The following is a 25,645-nucleotide window of genomic DNA, read 5'->3' as shown; positions in this document are numbered from 1 at the left end:
GTCACCTGTCTCCACTAGAAGTATGATTGCGGTATTCAACGGGCGTCATTCCGGTCCTTTTTTTGAATACTTTGGAAAAATAGTTATGATCCGAGTAGCCGGTCAAACGGCTGATCTCTGACACCGTTAAATGCTGGCGGAGCAGCAGCTCCTTGGCTTTATTAATCCGAACTCGATTGATATAGGAAGTCAGATTTTCATGGGTCCGCTGCTTAAAATAAGTGGATAAATAGCTGTAATTCATATGCAATTGACCCGCCATCTCCGATAATGAAATATCGCTGGCATAGTTATCATCCACATACGTGTAGATTTGCTGCAGCAGGATGGACTGCTGTTTATCCGTAAAAGGAAGAGTCAGCTTCAGCTCATCGAGGAAATGAAGCAGAATTTCTTCCAGCTCTTGAACATCGAAGGCTAAATCGATCCGTTTAAACAGCTTCAACCGGGACCTAGTCAGCTCAGATACAGGCTGTTTCATCTGCTCCAGCACGCTCAAAGCGGTGTAGATCAGATTTTGCGACAGACGCTTCAAGCTATATTCATCGGTGGCGCGGGTGGACGTTAACTCGGAGAAAAACGCTTTCAACTGTGCGCGCGCCTCTTCAACTTCAAAGGAGCGGAGCGCAGCCGTAAACAGCGACTGATCAAAGGAAACCTGATCGACAACCCTATCGATTTCCGTCTCGGCTACGAGCGACTGGTCGATGAAATAGATCATTTTGCCGAGGAAAGGTGACAGCCGCTCATGGTTTCGCTTGATCTCATCGAAGGCTTGGAATGGCACAGAGCGGACGAAGGAAAGGTAAGTTAATGACAGCTTGGCGTTTGTGGCAAACTCGTGCAGGGCTGACGCGACCTGCTTAAAACCCGCTTGTTCATAATGGAGGAGCAGCAGAATTTCATTTTTAAGGAAAACACAATTATAACGCCAAGCGGAAAGCTGCTCTGCGGCCAGTTCAAGGATGATTTTCTCCATCTGGCCCTGGTTCCACTTAGTTCGGGAGAGCACTAGGGTTGTGCTAGCTTTAATTAAAATGAAGCGATCTAGCGAATATTGCTTGGCGAGTTCAATAGGAAACTCCTCCTGATGATCGGACTCTTCGCTGCTCAGCCAGCGCCCAAGCAGCAGGGAGGGATCTAGCGGCTGATACGATTGCGGCAACTCGCGATTCAGCTCTATGCTGCTGCATAAAGTCTGAATCAAAGCGACTAGTTCACTTGCCGATACCTTCGGTTTGAGTAAATAATCGGTAACCCCGTATTTAAATACCTCGCGCACATAATCGTATTCGCTGTAGCTGCTCAAAACGACGATTTTTATATCAGGGTATTGAACGCGTAACTTCTTGGTTAATTCGACCCCATCCATTACCGGCATGACGATATCCGTAAGGACAACATGAGGCTGAACGAGCTCAATTTGCTGCAGCGCCTCTTGGCCATTGGCGGCTTGAGCTACGATCTCGATTCCGAAGTCTTGCCAACGACATAGATGCAGCATTCCTGTACGCAGGATAGCTTCATCGTCTACGATCATAACCCGATAGATTGGACCATGCCGATCCATACTTACACCCCATTGCAAGAAATATATTCCTCATCTTACACCAACTTTATGGATATCGGTAAGCTCGGCCCCCGCAGCCTTGGAACATACAAAAAAAGTTCTACCATGCATAAATATTACTAACAACAATCCTGGTGCATCTTCAACAACCATAAAAAATGCTACTATAAACCGAATTAGAATTATACGAGGGCCTATTTAATCTCTAGAATGAACTACATATTCATAAAGCGCTTACAACATACAAAGGGGCTGAAAACATTGAAAAAGAGAGTATCTTTATTACTGCTTGGCACGGTAACGGCTTCACTATTGGCAGCATGTGGATCATCGGAAACGACGAATACATCAGGCGGCACAAGCAATACGACGGAGCCAGTTGGCGAAGCCAAACAAAAGGTGGTCGCTTGGGCATGGGATCGTGCCTTTAATGGAGGCGCGCTTGATATCGCGAAGGAATTGTATGCCAAGGATCATCCTGGCTTTGAGCTTGAGATCGTGGATATGGCCAAAGTCGATTTGGAGCAGAAGCTGAATACGAATTTGGCATCAGGTGTAAAAGGCGGTTTGCCGGATATTTTACTCGTTAATGATCCTAACATTCAGAAGTACGTCGCTTCCTATCCGGGCACATTCGCCGAGTTTACGAATAAGGTCGATTTCAGCAAGTTTTCTCCGTTTAAAGTGGATGCGCTCACAGTGGATAACAAAGTGTACGGTGTACCTTTTGATATCGGTGTGACGGGAATGTTCTATCGTTCCGATTATATCGAGCAAGCCGGATTCAAGGCTGCGGATCTGGAGAATATCACCTGGGATCGTTTCATCGAGATCGGCAAAGTTGTGAAAGAAAAAACAGGCAAATATATGATTACGATGAACCCGAATGATGAATCTCTGACGTCTATTTTGCTTCAATCCGCAGGCTCTTGGTATATCACTCCGGATAACAAAGGAAACTTTGTCGACAATCCAGCCATGACCGAAACGCTGCGTGTTTACAAAGCGATTGCCGATGCTGGTATTGCCAAGCCGGTAACAGGCTGGAGTGAGTATGTAGGCAGCTTCAACTCTGGCGATGTAGCAACGGTTGTATCCGGTGTATGGCAAGTGACCGGCATTATGGAAGCCAAAGATCAAAGCGGGAAATGGAAAGTGGCGCCGATTCCTAAGCTGAACATCGATGGCGCGGTGAACGCATCTAATGAAGGCGGATCAAGCTGGTTCGTGCTTGAGGGGTCTGCTAATAAGGAAGCTGCGATGGATTTCCTGGCAACTACAATTGGCGGCAGCAGCGAATTTTATGAGCGTTTCCTGAAAGAAAAAGGTGGAGTAGGCTCCTACATTCCGGCGTTCTCAAGCGAAGCTTACAGCCAGACGTCCGACTTCTTCGGCGGCCAAGCGATTTATACCGACTTTACAAAATGGTCGAAGGAAGTGCCTGGTATTTCATTGGGCATGTACACGCAAGAAGCGAAGGATTCGCTCAAAAATGAGCTCCCGAACATCTTAAACGGCGCTGACCTGGCCAAAAGCTTGGCCAACATTCAAAAGCTGTTTGAACAGCAAGTGCAATAAGATAGAAGGCAGCAGGTGAAAAGATGAACAGCAAATTAACTAGATCCAATCTCATGGGATGGCAGTTCGTTCTTTTGCCTTCAATTATTATCGTATTGTTCAGCTTCTATCCTATGATTCAATCGTTATTTCTATCGTTCCAATCCGGCAGAGGGAATGTATACCATTACTCCGGGATGGACAATTATGTGCGCTTGTTCGGAGACCCGATGTTCCGGCAGGCTGTGTGGAATACGCTGCTCTATCTAGTTGTGCAAGTGCCGCTCATGCTGTTCCTTGGTCTCATCATTGCCTATTTCCTGAACATCCCGAAGCTCAAATTCAAAGGGTTCTACCGCACCGCCATCTTCCTTCCCTGTGTAACCTCGCTCGTTTCTTACGCGGTGTTGTTCAAGAGCATTTTTGCGGTGGACGGAGTTCTGAACGGGATGCTGCTGTCCATTGGACTGATCCATGAGCCAGTCGTCTGGCTCATGGACCCTGTATGGGCGCGCGTTGTTATCGTGGTGGCGATTACGTGGCGCTGGACGGGATACAACATGATTTTCTACTTGTCAGCGATGCAAAATATTGATTCCAGCGTGTACGAAGCCGCCTCGATTGACGGCGCTTCGAAAATGCGGCAGTTCTTCAGCATTACGGTGCCGATGCTGCGGCCGATTATTTTGTTCACCGCCATTATTTCAACAAATGGAACACTCCAGCTGTTTGATGAAGTGGTCAACCTCACGAATGGCGGGCCAGGCAACTCAACGATGACGATTTCGCAATATATTTATAATTTATCGTTTGTGTATACACCTAACTTTGGCTACGCCGCCACCGTATCTTATGCAATCGTCGTTATGGTTGCCGTGCTGGCCTTCCTCCAGCTGAAGGTAGGGGGCGAGAAGAAATGAAGAAGTTTGGTACAGGAGCAATCCATTTCTTTTTGATCACCGTGTCGATCGTTTCCCTATTCCCCTTTGCCTGGATGTTGATCGGCATGACCAACAGTTCCGCAGAAGTAATCAAGGGCAAGTTCAGCTTCGGTGCTGAGTTTTCTAACAACGTGGCAAAGCTGCTGGAGATGACTAATCTCGGCACAGCTTTCTGGAATTCTACGTTGATTGCGGTTGTTGGTACGATTGCGACATTGATTTTGAGCTCGATGGCTGGGTTTGGATTCGAAATTTATCGTACAAGGGGCAAGGATCGCCTGTTCGGCGTGCTTATGCTCTCGATGATGATGCCATTTGCCGCAATTATGATTCCGTTGTTCCGCATGTTCAGCAAGATGGGGCTGCTTGATACGCCGGCAGCGGCCATACTGCCCAGCATTACAACAGCGTTTATGATCTTTTTCTTCATGCAAAATACGAAGTCGTTCCCGCGGGAGCTCCTGCAAGCGGGACGTGTAGACGGGCTGAACGAATGGAGCCTGTTCGCCAGAGTGTATATGCCAACGATGAAGCCGACCTATGCGGCGGCGGCGATTATTACATTCATGAATTACTGGAACAACTTCCTGTGGCCGCTCATTGCCCTGCAGTCGCAGGATAAAAAAACGCTGCCGCTCGTTGTGTCATCTCTGTCATCCTCGTATAGCCCGGATTATGGGGTCATTATGGTGGCCATCGTTGTAACGACGCTTCCAACTTTGTTGATTTTCTTCCTGTTGCAGAAGCAGTTTGTGCAGGGGATGCTGGGGTCGGTGAAGTAGTGTAAAGCGCGTGTGAGTAGAGCGTGAATGAGTGAAGAGAGTGTAAAGCGTGTAGAGCGAGTATAGCGTGTGCGTAGAGCATGTGCGTAGGGCGTGTATGGCGGGTAAAAGAGGTAGTGGAATGAACAAGCTCCCGGCTGATGGCGGGAGCTTTAGTGTGTAGAGAAACTTTATAGACACCTATATTGAACCTGGATTTCGTGGGCCAACGAAACTTTTTTTGTACGATTTATCGTACAAAAAACGGTTTGGAGCCGCCGCTTTTCAACACTTTGTGTGATAAAACATACAAAACCGAGCTTTCGTCGTCTATGCCCAGCTAATTTGTACGATTTATCGTATAAAATCCAGAAAATCAGCACGGCCCGAATGAACTTTGAGTGAAAAATCATACAAATTATGCAGGACCATATCCATACTAACGACATCGCTGTATAGCCCGACCAAATGGGTGGAGATTGTGGTTGAAGCACTGCCGAAAGGCAAGTAGCGGACAGAGATAAGCAGGATACACATGCAGGGCTATCCAACGGATAACTCCCGGCTGATGGCAGGAGCTTGTTTTTGTATTTAGAAGCTTATGGGCATCAGGCTTCCGGCAGTTTCCGCAAATGCGGCTCGTTATGGATGTGCGCGACGCCTTCCCAGCATATGCCGTCAAGCTTCCGGCAGCTTCCGCAAATGCGGCTTGTTATGGATGTGCGCGACGCCTTCCCGGCACATGCCGTAAGGCTCCCATTGGCAGTCGCGGCAAATGGAAGCGACATCGCCTGGCTGTACGCGAGCTGCAACGGCCTCACAAATAGCGGCCCATGGCCAGGCTTCCCCCACTGCAATGCCGATGAGCTCGGCAATCTCCTCGTCTTTGCGGTAGACGCTGTCGTTCCGACAATGAGATACCTGATCAGTCGGAAATGCAGCGCAGATGTCGTCGGGGCCAACGATCAGCTCGATTTTCGTCTGTGGCTCTTGGCGGAGCTTTTCGTACACCTGTGTCATATTAACGCAAAAGTCGGCCGAGTACCCCTTGCCCCGGTATCCGAGCAGACATAACAGATGATGCCCGCGAAGCTTGATGGTCATGGGAGAAACCGCCTTCCTTCGAAATGTCAACTCGGTCATTATAACATCCGGTTTACATTGGAGGGTAGTGCGGATATTGATGGAGAGGGAGCCTTAAGCTTTCTAGGCTGTGTCTATCACGTTAGACTGAGTCCACACTATTCTATGAATTCCACATACCCTAATGGAAGAAGAACATAGGGAGGATTTCATATGAATATAGGAATGGTTTTAGTTTTGTTTATTTTATTGGTTATTGTGATGAGCGTTTCTCGCAGCCCTGACCAAGAATATAAACAGAGAGGCAACGATATTCGGATTAACGATGTCCGAAGGTTTGACGTTTACAACCAAACAGCTACTCATACATTAATAGCACAGGAATTTACAGGTGCTTTCGCCACCCCGTTCCCCATCCTTGCAGATCATAACGTCCCTCCGGGAGGGAGTACGAATTTTCAGGTAACCACCAAAAGCTGTGGTTATTATTACTGTAGTGGCACAGCCACTGCTAGTTTTAATATCTACAATCCTCAAGGACAACTTATAGGAGCCGTTTTAATAACAATGTATATTAAAGAAACGATCTGGTTTTCTGTTACGGTAAATACTACAGCTAGTGCCAGCGGCGTAGTTGTCGCCACCACTAGCGGAGCCTCCGCTACTATTCTAGATAGATAGTAGTTTCGCCTCCTCAGAGGGCTGTATAACGGAGCTGTCAACAGAGGCGCTGCGAGTTTTGCGACATAAAGCTCAAGCTCCATGCGTTGCCTTACCGATAACAGAATCATCGGGGGAGGGAATGGCAGTCGCTTTATGCTCAGTTAGACTGTCCGGAAGGCGGTCCTACAAAGACGGATGCCGGAGGAGATAAAAAATGAACTCGAACAATACGATGACAGTGTCAATCGAGAATACGAGGCGGATAATAAACAGCAGCATTCTAATGCTCCGTGAGGCGGATCTCCAGCTGTCCAGAGAGGGATTCCTGCCTTTGAACGGTAACAGGATCGGAAGCGAGCACAATAAGGATATTAATCAGTCCCCCGTTTGAACATCCAGCTCTACCATGCAAACCATGAGAACCTAATTCCCTGCCTGATTGGTGCAACTGGTCGTATTCTACAGAAAGGTTTGAAGCCCCAATCTTGGTGGCTAAAGTATTTTGCCTATGAAACTTCTATGGAGTTCAAACCCTGTGGCGAATGGTTCTCTGGCCAGGATGAGGAAGCACATGTGGAGTTGAAGGGGATTGAGCTGTCTCGGTTGCAGGACGGGAATGACTTGAGAAAAGAGCTTTTTGCTGAGCTGATTGCGAGAGCGGGTAGCGATACGCGAAATTATGCCTAGCCATCCAGACCTAATGCCTACATAATTAGGTATATAATTCCTGGAAGATGGAGTTTGAGGCAAGTTTACGGGAGGATAACATGATTGTGTATAGCAGTTCTGTTGAACAGTTCAAAGAGGACGTTGCAGAAAACCGCATTGCTCCAACTATTGAAACGGCCTACATAAGCAAACTAGGTAAACGTCCAGCTCAGTCAGAATGGCGTGCATGGAACAACTCTATGCAATTCATGGACAAAGTAATTCGAAATTCCAAGGTTGCAGATGACTGCGGAGTTTTGATTGAATATAACATTCCCTCCACGAGTAAAAGAATCGACTTTGTGATTGCCGGCCACGACCAGGAAAACGAGAAGAATTTTATTATCGTAGAGTTGAAGCAATGGGACACAGCAGAAGCCAGTCCGAAAGAGGATCTCGTACGTACAGTGATTAATGGAGCTGTAAGAGAGACGACCCATCCTTCTTACCAGGCTTGGTCATACAGGCAGTTCATGTATGACATGAATGAAAATGTCTATTCCAAAGGAATCAAAGGGCACTCGGTTGCCTTTTTGCATAACTATCACGCGAAAAATCCGGAACCATTGAAGTCTGACCACTATCAGAAGGTTATTGCAGAAGCTCCACTTTTTTTCGCAGAGGAAACGAGAAAGCTTCAGGAATTCCTTTTTAAATATGTGGGCAAGGGGAATGGCGTAGACCTTTTATATGAAATCGAAAATGGCCGAATAGTACCATCAAAATCTTTGATTGACCATATAGATGGCTTGTTTAAAGGTAACGATGATTTCATCTTATTGGATGAGCAGAAAGTTGCTTATGAAACTATTATGAGCTATGCCAAAAGACAGGATCATAAAGCGACCATAATTGTAAAAGGTGGTCCGGGTACAGGCAAATCCGTCATATCCATGAACGCCATGGGCGGATTGTTAAGAGAAAGACTCAACACGATTTTTGTGGCTCCAAATGCTTCGTTCCGCAGTGTCATGGTTGAAATGTTAGCGAAGAATAAAACTTTATCAAAAGCTAGGACGAAGAATTTATTTATGGGTTCAGGCAGCTTTGTTGATTCTAAAGAGAATGAATTTGACGTTCTGATTGTTGATGAAGCCCATCGATTAAAGGGCAAAGGCACCTATATGTACAAAGGAGTCAATCAAGTAGATGACGTTATAAAAAGCTCAAATGTAAATGTCTTTTTTGTGGATGATCATCAAAGAATTAGGCCTAATGATATCGGTACAATTGCTGAGATCAAACGGGTAGCCAAGGAAAGGAAATCTACCCTTTATGAGTATGAGCTTCATGCTCAGTTTCGGTGTTCAGGTGCAGACGGGTATCTGAATTGGATTGATGATGTTCTACATATTAGAGAAACAGGAAATTATAACGGATGGGACCGAGATGCATTTGATTTTCAAATTCTCGATAATCCGCACGAAGTGTTTAACCTCATTCGTCAGAAGCAATCTGAAGGCTTAAAAGCTCGGATGACAGCCGGATTTGCATGGTCATGGACAAACGAAGGCAACTCTAACGGGCAAATTGAAGATGTTGTTATTCCAGAGCACAGTTTTTCTATGCCTTGGAATGGAAAAGCGATTCAATCCATTTGGGCGGTGCATCCAGACGGGGTTAATCAGGTGGGATGCATTCATACCACACAGGGGCTTGAATTTGATTATGTAGGTGTCATCATAGGAAACGATCTAAAGTATGATATTGAAAATTATGAACTGTATGCTGATTACAATGAATATAAGGATACAGCGGGGAAAAAAGGGCTAAAGCATAACCGTGATGAACTGAAAAAATTGATTTCAAATATATACAAAGTACTTTTAACCAGAGGGATGAAAGGCTGTTACGTTTATTGTTGCGATCCCTCACTGAAAAAGTATTTGGAAGATAGATTGGGCGAGAGATGATAAGTGTAAAAGCCGACCGAACAAGTACCAGGAATATGTTGTATATTATGGAAAGGTGCATACGAGGAGGATACCGCTGTGCTTTTTTTCTATAATGCAGTCAAAAAAATCGTGAAGCTGGACGGCAGGACGCTTACCGTTTTTGCGGTGTTCTTTTTTCTGCTAAGTCCGCTAATCATCCAGGCGCTGGAGCCGGACAAGTTCACCAACTACTTCATATCGTTATGGTGGGTTGTTGTGACGGCGACTACGGTGGGCTACGGTGATTATTTTCCGGTGACGGTTCCCGGCATGCTGTTCGGAATAATCGTCATTATGACAGGATTGTTTGTAATCGGTGCCATCGTGGGCAAGACGACCGAGAATTTTGTGAATTGGAAGAAGCAGAAGGAGGAAGGCAGATTGGTCTATAAAGGGGAAGGACACTACGTCGTCATCGGTTGGTCCGAGGATAAAATCCGAGATACAATCGAGGAGATGCTCGTTGCGGATCCAAGCCGGGATATCGTGCTTATTGCCAAGCAGCCGAAGCATCCTATGGCTCAGGAACGTGTTCATTATATTCAGGGTGATGCCACGGAATACGACACGCTGGAAAGAGCGAATGCATTCGCCTGCAAGGCGGTCATCATTTTCTCACCGGAGGGCGTTGATAATTCCTCGCTTGCAGATGGGCAGACGCTGCTGATTGCTACAACGCTAGAGAGTTATGCGGAGCGCAAAGGGCGCGAAATTTACACGATCGCGGAAATTCTCAAAGAAAATCATCGCCATAGCTTCCGTCACGCTAAAGTTGATGAGCTGATCTTGTCCCAACAGTCGATCTCACATCTGATCGCGAGCTCAACGGTGAACCAGGGCTCTTCGCGATTATTCATGAACTTGCTCAGCAAGGATCAGGGAGATGAACTGTACGCTATCTCCAAAAGGCCGGAGTGGAACACCTACAACGACGCTTATGAATGGCTCAAGGATCGCGGCGCTCTGCTCGTTGCCGATCATGACGATACCGGAATTATCCGCAGGTTGGACGATCCGATTCCAGATACGGCGCGGCTTTTCATTATCGCGGATACCGCGACTTATGTTGGACTGAGCGGGCAGGCGGTTGCTGCTGGTGTTAAAGAGCGGGGTTAGGGTTGGTTGAACGAGTAGATTGAGTAGGAACGGGAGTCCTGGCATAACAGAGAATAACATCGGTGGGTTAGATTATATTCAAGCTCCGGCGGAAGTGGAATAAGCTCCACCTCGTTCGCTGTTCTCCATAATTAAAGAGGCTCCAGAATAAGCAGGAGCCTCAATATTAGATCCGGTTTAATCGACGTAATTTTGTCCTTATGCGAGATATTTTCCGTTAAATTTCGGGGCAAGACTTTACAGTTTTTTTGTGTGGTTGGTCAAGCTGAAAATGATTCATCTTGTTCTTGGATAGGCCCTACAATTCGGCAAACAAATTACATATCTTATGTTAATTTATTTAGATGTAAGGGGTATTTTAAATTTGTTTTGATTAGGAGAGGTGGGGCGAGATGAAAGATTGTTAAATTCATTTTTGAGTGTCGCATTGCTGTTTCTTATTTTTCCATCTTCCATTGCAATTGCTCAGCAAGATCGAGTAACTGCAATGGAAGTTGGAGTAACTGCACAAGAAGCAAAAGAACTTGGTATACTGTTTATAAAGCAAACAGGAATCCCAAATTGGGATAAGGGTGATTTAGAATATAAAACCGATACGATGTGGAAGATTACCATTTAGGATACCTTTTTAATGTAATTAGCGACTCAAAACTCCTAGGTTATATTATCATGGCTTCTTCTTTAGAAAGAGAGCCTGTTTTAGAATTTGGTGAGACTTTAAATCAAACTGTTGCAGATCACTTAAATGATTCTCAAAAAATATATTACCTAGGAGCTTCGAAATTTGTTTTTGCAACTAATAAAGAAGAGCTTGATGAGATGATAATTCAGAAAAACAAGAAACTTAATTTGATTAAACCAATTGAAAAAAATAAAGATATAAATGGACTATTTTAAAGCAAAGTAGTACAAATGTGAGTAGTTTCAATACATCATTAGCGACAAATATAGAGCTTGCTGTTCCAAGGCTCTGGCAAAGAACACCCGGTGTTGACTACCCTAGTTCTGCTTGCGGGCCAACGACAGCTGCAATGATTGCCAATTATTTGAAAGCAATTGAAGGTCAACCTGTCAAAGGTTCATCTGATTATGGAGGTCACGACCAATTTATCGATCATCTTTATTTCGAGCTGAACGCCTCCACTTTTGGAACTTCAATGTCCAATTGGCGTCAAGGATATTTTCTTCATATCAATCACTATTATGATCCAACTGGATGGGGAGTAGGCTCAATGCGAGCAACAGATCCATTGGGTGGATGGGCAAAATACAAGGAAAGAATTAGTGCAAATCGTCCCGTTGCATTACGATTTGATTTTTGGGTTGCAGATGGAGTAGAAGTTAACCACCATTTTGTGGCAGGGAATGGATTCAAAAATGTATCTGGTATTGATTATTTTGGTTACAAAGATCCTGATGGAGGTCAGAATAACACAGGAACACATTGGGCAAGCTGGACAGTTAATGATCAAGATATGGATATGGGATATCCGATATGGAATTGGGAGTAAACAACTCAACAGATCTTTTAGATCGTCTGGGAGGCTGTATGACCTACAAAACTCGACTCCTTTGGTTGATTATTTTTATTCTGTTGTCCTCGGCGGCTATCTGCCTGTTGTCCTTGTTTACAATCAAACCGTATAGAATATCAGGAAACGGCAATTTAGGCTTGCTTTTTATCCCTCCCTTTTTTATATTTTTGGTTGGGGCTTTATTTTTTTGTTATCTGGTGATTCAGAAAATGAGAATGAACCGTTTCATTCCTTTAACTGCGTTATTCGTCTTTTTGATAGCAGGTTTTCAAGAATACAATTTTGTTCGTAATCGGATACATGCCCTTGGAGGATGGACAGATAATCCGGACTCTAAAGTATACCGATTCGGCTGGTTGAACCAGTATACGAACGATATGTGGTTTAATGGTTACGTTTGGTTAATGGTCTTTTCGGTGTTTGTTATCGTATTTTATGTAAAGCGTGTGTATTGGTTGAGAAATGAGTAGCGCTGCGCCGTGGCGAGCGAGGAATATAGTATGTTGGCTCGGCGGGAACTTAGTTGAAGAATAAGTCAGGCGACACTAAAATCCTAAAAAAAGTTCCGATAGTGTAGGCTGTCGGAACTTTTTTTGCCGAATTAACCCAATTATGATTTGTTAGACGTTTGGTTAAGCGCCCTGCAAATCTCTGAATATATTGTCTGTGAGCAAGGCGTTTAGAGAGCTGGCGGAGGAGCTTACCTTTGTGCATGAACGAATCCCTCCGAAAACGCCCAATATGAATGCCTACATTGAATCGTTCCATGCCACACTGGAGCGCTGGTTATTGAGTAAGGAGCGTTTTGGTACATTTGAAGAGGCGTTTCAGGCCGTGGATTCGTTCATGGATTTCTACAACCACCGCAAGATGCACCAGAGCTTAGGCAAGCGATCCCCAGTCGAGTTCATGCAATGGATTGCCGAAACAAATCCCGATGTATCCTCGTACAAACGGGCCGTCTGAGCGTATTTTCGAGAAAAATGAAACTAGACTTCAATTCAACCGCTTTCATCGGCTAACTGAAGTTCTGACTATAGTGACGATTAATTTTTGGAGGAAATTTATGAAAGAACATGATGAGAGCAACTGGCCAGTCTGGGCCACAGAAAAAATAGAAATTAAAGCTTATGATCCTAATTGGATAGAAAAAGGAACGTACGAAATTATAAAATTAAGAGAACTTCTATCTGAATTCAGAGTGAGTGAAATAGAGCATATTGGAAGTACATCTATTCCTAATCTGCCTGCAAAACCAATTATTGATATGATGGCAAAAATCAATTCATTCGGTGATTTGGCAAAGATCATTGAAAGATTGGAAGCCGAGAATTGGAGCTATGTTCCAAAAGAACTGGATGGAAGAGAATGGAGAAGATTTTTCGTTAAAGTTAAAGATAATAAAAGAGAATGTCATCTGCATCTAATGTTAGAAGATGATGAGGAGCATTGGGAAAAGCAGATTAAATTCCGTAATAAACTTCGTGAACAGCCAAGATTGGCTCAGCAATACGCTGAGTTAAAAAGGAAGTTAGCAGCGAAAACCAATGATGATAGGGAAGCTTATACAGAGGCAAAAACCGATTTTGTGAAAAGCGTATTAGAACTGAATTAGTATAAGGCTCGCAAGCATTTGCTGCGAGCTTTTTCTTTTGTGGCTGAGCGGGAAGGGTGAGAGTATGGACGTACTCAGAGTAGAAAAAGCTCGACTTTTCTCGCTATTTATAAGGTCATGGCGAAGACGGGAATAGGGAGCAGGAAAGCGGCTGCAACCCTCGAATGCTAGGGAAGAGAGGGAGGCGAAGCTCATGGACGATGGATGGAGCCGGCAGCTCTTTGAGCTGGCACGCAGGGACCCGTTTCGGAGGAAAATAGTTCTGGCGGAACGTTTTCAGCAGGGAGAGCAGTGGCTGGCGCGAGCGGCGGCAGAATGCGGTCCCATGCTCGGCATGGAGGTGGAAACGCTTCGCTCCGCAGTCACCAAGCTAGCTAGGCCAGCGCTGGCGACAAGCGGCGTCCGTCTGCTGAGCAACGGAGAGACTTTCTGGATCGTGCAACGCCTGATGTTCCTGATGGCTGAGGAGGAAGCAGAACCCTATGTTAGTCGGGAGCTGCTGTCCCGGGGCATTGTTCACGTTTTTCATGAGGCGATTACGGAGCTGCGTATGGCAGGTATCCCGTCCAGCGAGCTGCAGCCGGAGAGCTTCGTAGACGCGCGTAAGGGGCGATACGTTCAGGGGCTGTTGGTTCGTTATGAGCAGGCGCTCCGTGAAGGCGGAATGAGTGACTTTGCCCGTTTGCTGGAGCTGCTGCCGGAGCTGGAGGGGCAGGGTTCGACGGAACTGTATATTGTTCCGTCGCTCCATGCCCTGACGCCGGTGGAACGGCGGATGCTGGAATGTGTGGCCGGGGGCAGCGTGATTGTGCTGCGCTCGGGCGAGGTTTTTCCAGCGACGGCGGCCGGGATCGGGGCCGACGGGCTGGAGATGTTCCGCGCCGCCGGCAAGTTGGCGGAGGCGAGGGAGGCGCTGCGCCGGCTAATCGGCGCAGAGATACCGCTGGATCGGGCGGAGATGATTGTGCCGCCGGACAGCGGGTATGAAGGCGCGGTGCAATCGCTATGCGCCGCGCTTGGTATCCCGGCCACGTATTCGGCCGGGCGGTCGGTGTCGCACGCCCGTGTTGGCCGGGCGGCGCGGGCGTATCTCGACTGGGTCGGGAACGGCTACGAGACGGAGAGCCTGCTGCAGGCTCTCCGTCACGGAAGCATTACGTTCCGGGCCTGGTCGGAGGAGCTGTTCTCCGGCGAGCTGATTCGCGCGCTGGAGGGAAGCGGCGTCGGCTGGAGCCGCGAGAGATATGCGCTGCTGGCAGAGGCGGGAGAGGCGTCCGCTGCGGTGGAAGCTGGCGGCCAGCCCTCGGAACCGCGCCGCGTGCTTGCAGCGGTATTCCGCGATCTCTTCGCTGCGCTGCCGGATCCACGGTTGGAGAGTTGGACGCCGCTGACGGTGCTGCGCGGGCTGAATGCTTTTTTGGCGGCATGTGCGCCGCCGACATGCGAGGAGGACATCGCTGTGCTTGCTGAGTTGAAGCAGCGGCAAACTTCGTTGGAGGGAATGGAGCTGCCAGCTGTGCCGGAGGTTCAGGCGCTGTTTTATGTAAGCGACATGGTGCAGGGCATCCGTGTTGGCAGCAGCGGTCCGCAGAGCGGCAAGCTGCATGTGTCGACGCTGCAGGACGGTGGAGAAACGGGGCGGCCGCATGTGTTCGTGCTCGGCATGAGCGACAGCTTCTGGTCCGCCTCAATCCGGCAGGACCCCGTCTTGCTCGACGCAGAACGGGCCCGGATTGGCGGGCTCCCGTTGTCGAGCGAGCTGGCGGAGCGCCGTCAAAGGGAGCGGGCTTTACGCTTTGTCCGGATCGAAGGCCGATTAACCCTAAGTTATTGCTGCTACGACCATGCAGAGCAAAAGGAAACCGCGCCCGCTTACGAGCTGCTGCAGGTGGCTCGAATATGGAGCAACCAGCCCGAGCTGGATTTGGCTGGGCTTGAGGGGCTGCTTGGCCAGCCTACGGGGTATGAGGCAAGCATTCCCGATGCAGAGGCAGGCGTTCTCAGCAGTGCGGGGCAGGCTTCGGGATTTTCACAGGCTGAGCCGAGTATTAGCGAGGATGAATGGACTATAGCGGGCACCCCAAGCACTTCAAAGCCTTCAAGTCTCCCGCTCGACGCTTCCGACCGCTGGCTGCAGCGACTGAGCGCCGGCTCCGGCGGGCGGCTGCGCGGCGGTATGACTACGCTGGCGCGCTCGTACCCGTTCGCCTCCGCCCGGTTGCAGGCGGCGCAGTGCATTTCCTCCGCGCAGCTGTCGGAGTACGAGGGCATGCTGAGCAGCACACGCTTCGCGGTCCGTTACGGGACCGCAGCGGAGGGGCATCTTAGCGTGACGCAGTTAGAGCGTTACGCCGATTGTCCGAAAAAATTCTTTTTCTCCACGGTGCTCAAAATCCGGGATAAGGACGTGACCGTATACGACCGAGCCCGCTGGCTTGATGCGGCGCAACGCGGTAATCTGCTGCATCGGTTATATCAGCTGTACCTGGTGGAGCTCGCGGATCGCGCGGGCAGCGGCCCGCTTCAGCATGATGAAGCTCTGCTGAGCACCATCACGGAAGAGATGCTGAAGGAATACGAGGCGTTTGTGCCGTCGCCGAGCCCCTCCATCCTGCAAAAGGAGAGCGAAGCGATCCGGCGTGATGCCGCCGTGTTCTACCAATGTGAGCGAAGGCGCGAAGGTCAAGGGCGGCCGAAGTTTTTCGAGCTGGAGCTTGGGCAGGACGGGGAGCCGTTGGAGGTTGTGCTGGCAAGCGGGCTGACGATGCGTGTCAAAGGTTTTATTGACCGGATCGACGAGTTGGCGCCACATCGTTACAAAATTTATGACTATAAAACGGGCAGTCCACGCAAGTACGACGAGAACGGCTATTTCGCAAATGGCAGGCAGCTGCAGCATGCGCTTTATGCTGTAGCGGTGGAGCAGCATCTGCGGCGCAGCGGCATCGATCCGGAGGCTCGGGTCATGGAGTCTGCCTATTATTTTCCGACGGAGAGGGGTCGAGGCGAGGAAATCCTCCGTCTGCAAAACCGCAGGGAAGAGCTGGCGGAGCTGACCGGCTATTTACTGTCGTCAATTGAAGGGGGAGCTTTCCCAGCGGTCCCGGCCGACGAGCGGGCTTGCGGCTGGTGCGATTATCGTACCGTGTGCGGCAACGAGGCGGAGCTGGCCCGAGAGAAAAGGCAGAATCCCGAGAACGAGACCATGATCCGATTTCTGAAGGAGGCGGAAAAGTATGCTTGACGACGCGCTGGCAAGAGAGCGGATCGTTCGCGATCTGGATACAACTTTCCTCATTGAGGCAGGCGCCGGTTCCGGCAAAACAACCTCGCTCATCGGGCGGATGCTGGCGCTGATCGAAACAGGATCAGCCCGGGCGAGCGAGATTGCCGCCATCACGTTCACGCGCAAGGCGGCGGGTGAGCTGAAAACTCACTTCCGCCTGGAGCTGGAGCGGCGCATCCGCAGCGCATCGCTTGAACCCGGTGAGCCGCTTGCCCGCTTGCAGCAAGCGCTGCGCGAGGCGGATCGCTGCACGGTTGCGACGATCCACTCGTTTTGCGGACAGCTGCTCCGCGAACGCCCCATCGAGGCAGGGCTTGATCCGCAGTTCCGCGAGCTTGACGACGATGAGGCGGAAGCATTTCTACATGCTGCATGGGACGATTATCTGCTGCAGCGTACAACCAGCGGCGGCGGGGAACGCGCAGCGGCAACGGCAATAACTGCCGCAGCCGCAGCCGCAGTTGCCGAACAGCAAGCGAGGAAAGCAGCTGAGCCCGTAGCCGCAGTTGCCCAGCAGCAAGCGGAGGACGCAGCCGAGCCCGTATCGGCTTCCACTCCGAGTCTCGCCGAACTGGAGCTGCTCGGCATCCATGTCGAAGACTTGCGTCAGGTTTACCTGCGGGCATGCCAATATCGGGATGTCACGGTTGTGACAACTCTAACGCCCCGACCGGATTTTGACCTCATCCGGTTATCGCTTCCGCCGATGCTGGAGGAGGCCACCCCATACATCCCTTCACAGAAATCGGACAAGGGCTGGGACGCGCTGCAAGAATTGGTGCGCGATGGGCGCAATCTGATTCGCTTGCATGGGCTCCATGATGATCTGCGCGTGCTGGAGCTGGCCAAACGCTTTGAAAAGAAACTTAACGTCACGCAAGTCCGCTGGACGGACAAAGAGAAGGCGAGAGAGTTCCGCGACCGCTTCCAGCATTGGCAGATCACGGTGCTGCAGCCTTTCATGAGCAGCTGGCGCGAGCATATTTATCCGCTGGCGCTGCGCTTCGTGCTGCCAGCCGTGGAACATGCGGCGCGATTGCGCGGCGAGCGCGGGCTGCTGGATTTTCAGGATCTGCTCATGCGAGCAGCGGCGCTGCTGCGGGAGCATGCGGAGGTGCGTGCTTTTTTCTCGGAGCGGTATACCCGGCTGTTCGTTGATGAGTTCCAGGATACCGACCCGATTCAGGCCGAGCTGATGTTCCTGCTGACGGGGGCGGACCCGGAGGAGTCCGATTGGAGGCGCGCTGTGCCGAAGCCAGGTTCGCTTTTTGTCGTCGGTGACCCGAAACAGTCCATCTATCGGTTCCGCCGCGCCGACATTTCCATCTACAACGGGGTGAAGGCGCGGATCGCAGTCTGTGGTGAAGTGCTGCAGCTTGGCTCTAATTTTCGCTCGGTGCAGGCGATCGGGCAGTTCGTGAACTATGAGTTCAACTCGCGCTTCCCGCGGACGGAGACGGAGCAGCAGGCAGCCTTTGTGAAAATGGCAACGACAGCCCCCGACCCATCCGACCGCAAGCGGGCGCTGCACGGCGTTCATACAATTACGATCTCGAAGCTGCCGGGTGGCAAGGAGGCGATTGCGCAAGAAGACGCTGAGCGAGTGGCGAAGTATATCGCTTGGGCATGCCAGGGTAATTTGCTCATTCAAGAGCGAGGCCAAGGTGGACTTACGCTGCGTAACGCGGAGCCGGGTGATTTTCTCATCCTGCTGAAAAGACGCGAGTTCATCCAACTCTATGCGGAAAATCTTGAGCTTTACGGCGTTCCGTCGGTCACCTCCGGCAGTGCTGCGAGGTTTGAGGAGCTTGGTGCGCTGGCGCTGCTCGCGCAAAGCTTGAACGATCCGGATGACCGGATCGCGCTGCTTGCTGTGCTGAAGGGCATGCTGTTCAGCGCCAGCGACAATGCCCTCTACCATTATAAAATGGAGGGCTTTCCGCTCACATATCGCTATTTACCGGAGCGCTCCGAAGTGTCGGAAATAGCGATGCCGACGTATGTGGCGCTGGAGCGATTGGCCGCTTATGCGTCCGAAGTACGGGGCAACACGCCAGCACTTAGCGTGCTGCTGCGAATAATGGAGGAGCTTGGCTTGCTGCCGCTCGCCGCTGTGCGTACATCCGGCTCGATGCGAGCAGGGACGATCGTTAAGCTGCTGCATCAGCTGCAAGAAGATCCGCTCGTTTGCGGCAGCTGGTCGGAGCTGAGCGGATGGCTGACGGCTATGTCTTCGGCGAACGGCACGGAGTGCGGCGAGCTTTTCGCCGGGCGACGCAGCGCGGTGCAGGTAATGAACCTGCATAAGGCCAAAGGGCTGGAAGCACCGGTTGTGCTGCTAGCTTGCCCGGCGGGCGAGTTTGACCATGATGCCTCGGAACATGTGGATCGCGTTTCCGGAGAAGAAGCTAAGGGATATTTCACGATTACGCGGCGTGTGGGCTATCAGGATGAGATGATCGCTCATCCGCCGGGTTGGACGGAGCTGGCAGAGCGAGAGCGGCTGTTCCTGAACGCTGAAAAAGAGCGCCTCCTCTACGTCGCTGTCACCCGACCGAAGCAACTGCTCATCGTCAGCCGTTACCCGGATCGACCAGCCATCGATCCATGGAGCCCGCTGAAGAGCAGTCTTGTTGATGCCCGGGAGCTCCACATCCCGGAGCTGGAACCGGCAGCGCCGGAGCAGTATAACGCCTGGCATGACCAGGCGGCTGAGGATCGCGCAGCGCAGCAACTGTTGACTAGGCTTGCCCGGCCGACCTATCGCACCGCGTCGGTGACGGAGCTGGCCAAGTCCAATCAGGCGCAGCCGCCGCGTCCTGCGGAGGGGCGCGGCATGGCTTTTGGCAGCACGGTGCATCGCTGCATAGAGCTGCTTGGCCAGGGCCAGCCGCTGGCGCAGCTTGAGCCTCGCATCCGCCTGATTGCGGAAGAGGAGGGCATGGCAGCGCGGTTTTTGCCTGATGTGCGGCTCATGCTGGAGCAAGTGCTGGCGCATCCGCTCTGGCAGCGCGCGCTGGCGGCACGCCGCCGCGTGCATGAGCTTACGCTGCGCACTGTGCGCAGCGCGGAGCAGATGGAAGACGACGCTGCCGCTCGCACTGCTGCCGTACTTACTAACGCTGAGGAGCAGCCCTCCCTCGCTGGCAGCGCACTTGAAGCTCCGTCAGTGCCGAGATTCTTTGCCTCTTCCCCTCCTCCCGAGACACTGCATCTCAAAGGCGTCATCGACTTTCTGTTCGAGGAAGGGGACGGCTGGATCATTGTCGATTTCAAGACGGATATTTTCGAGCCGGGAGATGAGGCATTGTTCACGGTTTTCTATCGGCCTCAGGTAGAAGCTTATAGGCAAGAGCTTGAACGCTCCATCGGGTTGAAGGTGAAGGAGATGGGGCTGTATTTTCTGCATACTAACAAATACGCTGCTTTGCATGAAGAGGACGGCTATCGCACGTAACGAGCGATTCGACCGATCGGCAAACATATTAACCAAGGGGTGAACATCCGTCGGCCACGATGTACGGCGTACCATTCGATAGCTTTTATGTGCCTGTACTCGTTTGTTTTGAGTCAGGCGCATATTGTTATTGCTAATCCATAGTGTTCAGAAAATGATCGCGTAAGCTGTACAAGGTCTGATTGTAATCATGTCCATAGAGACTTGATTAACGCAAAAGCCGAGATGTTTCGGCTTTCCCATTTCTGTTAAACGAATCGAATATGGTAAATGTCCTTGTTTCTCAAGTTAAATCGTGCTTCTCTCATGATTATGCTCCAATGACGGTTAATTTCGATCCGAGATGGGATTCCGTGGTCACCAATGCGAATTTCGAAGCACTCCCCACAATAAACGGGATAAGCTTTTTCCTCTAGCTGGACAAACCAGCTATTCACTTCCTGATCATACGCCATCCGGTTCCAAGGCTCGTTCACGACACTTCACCTGAATAACGTGATTCACCATATGATCATCAATGATGCGGCGCTTGATTTGGGTGCCGTAGATGAGACAGTGGGTACACAACTTATTGATGAGTCTGGCCGATCCGCCCGAAAATCGGTAAACTTCATTCACCGCCTCATCGGAGAATATCTCATGATCTGTGCCGGCATACGCTGACTGACGCTTCAGATACTCACCGGCTTGGGAGCGGTCGAAGTAGGGCAGCTTACACTATAGATCAATCCGCTGACGAATCGCTGCGTAGAATTGAAGCCGAAGCTTGTCCCAAAGCTCGCTCTGCCCGACGAGAAATAGTGCCATGGGGCTCTGCGCATCAATCTTGAAATGAAGCAAGAAACGCACTTTCTCCAGCATCTCCCGATCGAGCAGATGTGTTTTATCTACAACGACAACCGGTTCCAGTCGGCGAATACCGCGCATGAGCTGATTCTATCGGAACCCTGATCGTTTGGTGGAGTCACGCTTCTCCGGATTGTTATTTTTTATCTGTTCCCGCTCTCCGTCGGTCTTGAGCAGGGAATCAAGTCGGCGAGAGTCAGCTTGACATCTTGACGAAGATGAAAATGAACGCGCTCTCCTTCGAGCAGCTTGTTCTTAAGGCGGTCGGGGAACGCAACCCAGGGATGAGAAGATGATTAGGCTTGCTGAGTTGTTTCACATGCGGACGGCTGAGTTCAAGCACGTCCGGGTCACGAACTACGGTAAGGAAGAAACGGTTGCATATCTTTTGCATATCTGTACCTATAAATGAGCAAAAACGGATACAAAAAATCCCAAAATAGGTCAAGCCAACTTGAACTGTTCACGAACTACGTGAAATGGAATGCCGTTCTTGCCGCAATCGTAGACAAACTGAAGTCGGTCCAGTTGGACTTGCTTCCGAACCGTACGCAATCCTTCGCCAAAAGGGCAGGGTTGCCCTAACCCTGTAGTACAGTACAAATGTGTCCAAGCCAGCAACGCCCACAGGCGGGTAAATGCCGTTGCTGAACGAACCTGGTAGGTATCGAAGCCAAGATTGTTTTTGGACTGGCGGAAAAAAATCTCAATGGGCCAACGCTTGCTGTAATACATGGAAATCGTTTCCGTATCCAAGGAAACATCCGTGCACAAAAAAGCGCGTAGCGCTTTAGGCACACCAAACGCTTGCTCCGGCCAGCACAGCAGAACGGCAGCATTTTCAATATCGTTCAAGGCGCCTTCATATCGGTATGTCCAGTATGAAGTTCCGTTCACGGTCACAAGGCGAACGTCTTCTTTGCGGATATGGGCGGAAAAATCCTTTAGGGAGATACGGATCCCTTGCGGGTAGATAATCCGATTGGTTTTAAGACCACCAATAAGATGGTAGCCAGCAGAGGCGTAGCTGTCGATTACGCGAGAGCAAGTGAACCAAGAATCCACAAGCACGTAACCGCCATGAGGCGGAAGAGGCAGCGTAGCGGCTATATCGCACACATGATCTATTTTTGTATACACCGTGCCGTCGGGATTCGTTTTCGTTTTGTCGTACAAGTCAATGGAATGGATCAAAGAAGTGTCGTTACTTTGGACCACCGTCGCTTGAACTTGATGGCCCCAAACCACTTTTCCTTCCAAGTGAGAATGATGAAACCCGGTCTGCTCCATCGGAGATTGCGCCTGTGACGAAGGCTTTGTCTTCTTGGAGATCGTATCATCATGAATAACAAACAGCGGCTCTGCTGTCTGCTTGGCTATTTGAACCACGTACCGAAGTGATTCGACCTTGACTTTGTTTTGCAACACCGCTTCATCCCACTTGCCTTCGGCCAGAAAATGCCCAAGTGTCGTACGGTGGCAGCTACTATACTCGGCTAGATCCACTACCTTGCCACGAAAACCTTTCGCTGCAGCCGCCGCCATGTATGTCTCGATATGTGCCACGACCGGCTTAGAAAAATACAGCGGTAACCGGTGTTGTAACAAGTAATTGCGAAGTGCGGCATGATCGGGTAGGATGGCAGTATGAGACATAGCAATTTCTCCTTGGTGAAAATCAGTTGTGGTGACTACTTTTTACCACAAGGAGAATGCTTTGTCTCTCTTCTTTTTTGTTTTACAGTTTACTGGAAGTGAATTTGCTCATTTATAGTTATTACGTCTTTATCCATCTTGATGAATTTTATATCCCAGAATCCTCAGCATTTCAGAAATTTCGTTTTCCTCATATGATATTAATATATGGATATGATTATAACGATAAATATTTTCGCACCGCCGGTTTTTTTTCGGGAGGGAAATTTACAAGATCAACCGCAACATTCGAGCAAGTGAAGCAAGCTTATCTTGAAATGAATGTTCAGTACAACTATGATAACTATTTGGTTTTATTCAAATTTAACCGAGAAACAGTGTATTGTTTTGATATACCCAATATGGTTCATCAACTAGAGGACTACTTTTTTTCTCGAGATACTTCACAGAATTATAGATCCCTAAGGAATCCCCTTCCTTGTAGGTTCGGCATGGATGTATATAAAGATTTTGTTGAACATATCGAAGAAGTATCTGTTGGGGGATATTTAAGTAAACATGCCTTTCAGCTATTATGGGAACATAAAAAATGCATGCTATTACGGTTGGATTACCTTGAAAAATACGTGCTTAAAACAAATTTGAAAGAAATATATTCCATGTATGAAGGTATTGAGAAAAAGTGCGACATACTCAGATCTCTCATGATCAAATATCACATCACTAATGAGAGACGGTTATTAAAATCTATGTCCTCATATGTTGAAAAAATTGAAAACGATGAATTCAAAGTATTAGAAGTGTTTATTCAAGCAATTAAACGGAATCATAATTAGGGGCTTTCAAGCTCACAGCACATTCGAAAAGGGACATGGACGAATCGAAAAACGAACCTATATTTATACAACGGATCTCGATTGGATGAGCGATGCAAAACAAGATTGGACGAAGTTGACGGGAACTGGAATAGTTACGACGGAAACCTCTTATTATCAACGTGCTCAAAAGAAAAGCCTTGTTGATTTATGTAGAAAGATATGGGTTCATGAATTCGCCGTGTATGAAAGATCCTTCTCGGAGAAAATCGTAACTGCTCAGGTACCTATATAGGAAATTTAGTGTGAAATCAACAGTTGATCTACTATATTGATAACTCCCCCAGTAAAGCGGCCTAATAATGATGAACAATAAACATGCCTAACAGATTCAAAACACAGCATATGGTATTCAAGATTTCGAGTTAATCAGAATGTTGTACCTAAGTAGTAACAGAAAATCAAAATTGTATTCGAGAATAATGCACATCAATACACTTGTGATTCAAAGGTCTGCCCCGCTGACTATTTTGAATTGATCTCAGGTTTATCGAAAAACTGTCCTTCTACTGCGTTAAGTTTTTCAATACTTCTATACACACAGTGAGGGATGCAACATATACTCCCGGATAAGATACTGGGTGTGGAATCTTGCAGACCGATATGGATAACAAAAAGATATGTGGATATAAGCGAGCCGGGAATTTATTTAGTGAGAGAAGATCAGTTGATTCCAGATCATTTTTTGATCCATGCGAGGAGAACGGATGTTAGAGCCATTTGTACGTTTCCTTCCCGTATATTGTTATGTGGAAAATCCATTAGAACATGAGGGACGGGTTACGGTACTGCTCCGAAAAAGCGCTAAAGGTGTATCTATAGAAACGGTTTGGGATATTTTAGCGATGACAGAGAGTTGTAGCACGTCGTCTTCGCACAGACTTTCTAAACCATGACAAGCTGCAAATTATACGCGAATAAACCGGCATGCAAAACCAGATCATTCATATCGAAAATTGCTTAAGTCTATATATGGAAATCAAGAGATCATGAGGAGTTATTTGAAATGAGCTAACCACACTAAAACCAAATAGGAGAAGAACTATGGAATTTTGTTGGGCTTTACCTGTTTCAGATGTGAATGAATGCAGAAAACAGGCAGTGGACGCAGAAAAATATGGTTTTGACGGAGTTCTGGTTGCAAGCGCCAAGCAAGCGCTCGATCCATGGATTTTGACAATGATGATGTGTCAAGATACAAGCCGTGTGCGGTTTTTGGTGGCCCAGAACACAAACATGCTATTGCCTCACATTACGCTTAAAAATCTTACCTCTATCCATTATTTAATGGGGGACCGCTTCGATCTGAATATTGTAACGGGGGGGATTAAACAAGAATCTCTCACAGGCGGAGACTTCCCTTCTCACGAACATCGTTATAAACGAACCAATGAATTTGTAAAGTGCATGCGGCTTTTGATGCAGGGAACAACTAATTTTAATGGGATGAACTTTTCTTACAGTGATCTTGAAGTGCAGCCGCAATTTGAAGGACAATCGAGGCTGTTTATTGCTGGCAGTTCTTCAGCAGCCTCTGAGGTTGCCTTATCAGCCGGCGATGTGATGATTTGTTATGCAGACACGACTTTACATTTGAAAAATAGGATTAAGCAACTGAAACATGAAGCTGCATTGCGAAATCGCACTCTTAAAATCGGTATTTATATTGATATATTGGCCAAAGCAGCGCAAGACGAAGCTATTGAAATAGCTTATCAGAAACACGAACAGTTTTCGGGTTTTCATAAAAAAATTACAAAAATGTATTTAAATGAAGTAGACTCGGTGGGCATTCGAAATAATAAGCATTTTAAGGATCAACATGATTTATGGGTGGAAGAGCATTTATGGGCAGGACTTTCTGAAGTTAGCAGGTCCGTCGGTTTAACGGTTGTAGGCAGTTTTAAGCAAGTGTCAGACAAGTTGGGGCAATATCGAGATATAGGCGTTGATTACTTCCTCGTTTCCGGTTATTTGGACGAATCAGCTTGTGAAACAATGGGTCGGCATATCATTCCTTGCTTCAAATAAAATGGAAGGAT

22 protein-coding genes are annotated in these 25,645 nt (G+C 48.6%); 17 read left to right on the top strand and 5 right to left on the bottom strand.

The annotated features are described in order from the left end of the window. Position 1: 1 nt before the first annotated feature. Positions 2-1,570 carry a response regulator transcription factor gene (locus CGZ75_RS12955; RefSeq protein WP_089524744.1) on the bottom strand — a complete coding sequence of 523 codons (1,569 nt, stop codon included), beginning with the start codon at positions 1,568-1,570 and terminating at the stop codon, positions 2-4. 261 nt (positions 1,571-1,831) lie between these two features. Between CGZ75_RS12955 and CGZ75_RS12950 the strand changes: the two genes are divergently transcribed. Genes CGZ75_RS12950 through CGZ75_RS12940 form a run of 3 tightly spaced genes read left to right on the top strand, consistent with a single transcriptional unit; the run spans position 1,832 to position 4,850 of the window. After that, positions 1,832-3,148: an ABC transporter substrate-binding protein gene (locus tag CGZ75_RS12950; protein WP_089524743.1), complete on the top strand. Its 1,317-nt coding sequence runs from the start codon at positions 1,832-1,834 to the stop codon at positions 3,146-3,148. A 23-nt stretch (positions 3,149-3,171) separates the two neighbouring features. Further along, the gene (locus CGZ75_RS12945) at positions 3,172-4,047 is read left to right on the top strand and encodes a carbohydrate ABC transporter permease (protein ID WP_089524742.1); all 876 of its coding nucleotides are present in this window, start codon (positions 3,172-3,174) and stop codon (positions 4,045-4,047) included. Next, on the top strand, positions 4,044-4,850 hold the full coding sequence (locus CGZ75_RS12940) for a carbohydrate ABC transporter permease (protein ID WP_089524741.1): 807 nt from the start codon (positions 4,044-4,046) through the stop codon (positions 4,848-4,850). The genes CGZ75_RS12945 and CGZ75_RS12940 overlap by 4 nt, the downstream gene beginning before the upstream one ends. Before the next feature lie 657 nt (positions 4,851-5,507). Here CGZ75_RS12940 and CGZ75_RS12935 read toward each other — a convergent pair. Then, positions 5,508-5,933: a DUF1284 domain-containing protein gene (locus tag CGZ75_RS12935; protein ID WP_089524740.1), complete on the bottom strand. Its 426-nt coding sequence runs from the start codon at positions 5,931-5,933 to the stop codon at positions 5,508-5,510. Between the two features lie 192 nt (positions 5,934-6,125). Here CGZ75_RS12935 and CGZ75_RS12930 point away from each other — a divergent pair, with 192 nt between their 5' ends. The 13 genes from CGZ75_RS12930 (at position 6,126) to CGZ75_RS12870 (ending at position 20,226) form a co-directional block, all read left to right on the top strand. Further along, on the top strand, positions 6,126-6,593 hold the full coding sequence (locus tag CGZ75_RS12930; RefSeq protein ID WP_089524739.1) for a hypothetical protein: 468 nt from the start codon (positions 6,126-6,128) through the stop codon (positions 6,591-6,593). A gap of 196 nt (positions 6,594-6,789) precedes the next feature. After that, complete coding sequence (locus CGZ75_RS25270) at positions 6,790-6,966, top strand: hypothetical protein (RefSeq protein WP_176444826.1); 177 nt, start codon at positions 6,790-6,792, stop codon at positions 6,964-6,966. Beyond that, positions 6,963-7,262 (top strand): hypothetical protein, encoded by a 300-nt coding sequence (locus tag CGZ75_RS25265; RefSeq protein ID WP_089524738.1) that lies wholly within the window; start codon positions 6,963-6,965, stop codon positions 7,260-7,262. The genes CGZ75_RS25270 and CGZ75_RS25265 overlap by 4 nt, the downstream gene beginning before the upstream one ends. A gap of 80 nt (positions 7,263-7,342) precedes the next feature. Continuing rightward, entirely contained in the window at positions 7,343-9,196 is a 1,854-nt protein-coding gene (locus CGZ75_RS12920; protein WP_089524737.1) for a DUF2075 domain-containing protein, read from the top strand. A gap of 78 nt (positions 9,197-9,274) precedes the next feature. After that, a complete protein-coding gene (locus tag CGZ75_RS12915) occupies positions 9,275-10,333 on the top strand; it encodes a potassium channel family protein (protein WP_089524736.1) in 1,059 nt (352 codons plus the stop codon). 382 nt (positions 10,334-10,715) lie between these two features. Beyond that, positions 10,716-10,952, top strand: a complete 237-nt coding sequence (locus CGZ75_RS12910; protein WP_141136757.1) for a hypothetical protein — start codon at positions 10,716-10,718, stop codon at positions 10,950-10,952. 50 nt (positions 10,953-11,002) lie between these two features. Then, positions 11,003-11,230 (top strand): hypothetical protein, encoded by a 228-nt coding sequence (locus CGZ75_RS12905; RefSeq protein WP_176444825.1) that lies wholly within the window; start codon positions 11,003-11,005, stop codon positions 11,228-11,230. Between the two features lie 17 nt (positions 11,231-11,247). Next, positions 11,248-11,844, top strand: a complete 597-nt coding sequence (locus tag CGZ75_RS12900) for a C39 family peptidase (RefSeq protein WP_176444824.1) — start codon at positions 11,248-11,250, stop codon at positions 11,842-11,844. Next, positions 11,829-12,338: a hypothetical protein gene (locus CGZ75_RS12895; protein ID WP_176444823.1), complete on the top strand. Its 510-nt coding sequence runs from the start codon at positions 11,829-11,831 to the stop codon at positions 12,336-12,338. Before CGZ75_RS12900 ends, CGZ75_RS12895 begins: the two co-directional genes overlap by 16 nt. Positions 12,339-12,576: 238 nt before the next feature. Beyond that, positions 12,577-12,834, top strand: coding sequence for an integrase core domain-containing protein (locus tag CGZ75_RS12885; RefSeq protein ID WP_089524730.1), 258 nt, complete (start codon positions 12,577-12,579; stop codon positions 12,832-12,834). Between the two features lie 100 nt (positions 12,835-12,934). Then, on the top strand, positions 12,935-13,483 hold the full coding sequence (locus CGZ75_RS12880) for a GrpB family protein (RefSeq protein WP_089524729.1): 549 nt from the start codon (positions 12,935-12,937) through the stop codon (positions 13,481-13,483). A gap of 193 nt (positions 13,484-13,676) precedes the next feature. Next, the gene (locus CGZ75_RS12875; protein ID WP_089524728.1) at positions 13,677-16,727 is read left to right on the top strand and encodes a PD-(D/E)XK nuclease family protein; all 3,051 of its coding nucleotides are present in this window, start codon (positions 13,677-13,679) and stop codon (positions 16,725-16,727) included. Further along, a complete protein-coding gene (locus CGZ75_RS12870) occupies positions 16,720-20,226 on the top strand; it encodes a UvrD-helicase domain-containing protein (RefSeq protein ID WP_089524727.1) in 3,507 nt (1,168 codons plus the stop codon). Before CGZ75_RS12875 ends, CGZ75_RS12870 begins: the two co-directional genes overlap by 8 nt. Positions 20,227-20,474: 248 nt before the next feature. Here CGZ75_RS12870 and CGZ75_RS12865 read toward each other — a convergent pair whose 3' ends face one another. The 3 genes from CGZ75_RS12865 to CGZ75_RS12855 form a co-directional block, all read right to left on the bottom strand. Next, entirely contained in the window at positions 20,475-20,681 is a 207-nt protein-coding gene (locus CGZ75_RS12865) for a DUF5348 domain-containing protein (RefSeq protein WP_245850926.1), read from the bottom strand. 262 nt (positions 20,682-20,943) lie between these two features. Beyond that, positions 20,944-21,153, bottom strand: coding sequence for a hypothetical protein (locus CGZ75_RS25615; RefSeq protein ID WP_217900067.1), 210 nt, complete (start codon positions 21,151-21,153; stop codon positions 20,944-20,946). Positions 21,154-21,516: 363 nt separating this feature from the next. Next, positions 21,517-22,728, bottom strand: coding sequence for an IS701 family transposase (locus tag CGZ75_RS12855; RefSeq protein WP_089522685.1), 1,212 nt, complete (start codon positions 22,726-22,728; stop codon positions 21,517-21,519). A 1,919-nt stretch (positions 22,729-24,647) separates the two neighbouring features. Here CGZ75_RS12855 and CGZ75_RS12845 point away from each other — a divergent pair. Beyond that, entirely contained in the window at positions 24,648-25,634 is a 987-nt protein-coding gene (locus tag CGZ75_RS12845) for an LLM class flavin-dependent oxidoreductase (RefSeq protein WP_089524724.1), read from the top strand. Positions 25,635-25,645 lie beyond the last annotated feature (11 nt).

Origin of the sequence: Paenibacillus herberti (assembly GCF_002233675.1) — a bacterium.
GTDB classification, from domain to species: Bacteria; Bacillota; Bacilli; order Paenibacillales; family Paenibacillaceae; genus Paenibacillus_O; species Paenibacillus_O herberti.
Note: the sequence above shows the minus strand (reverse complement) of the source record. Positions and strands in the feature narration are given on the sequence as shown.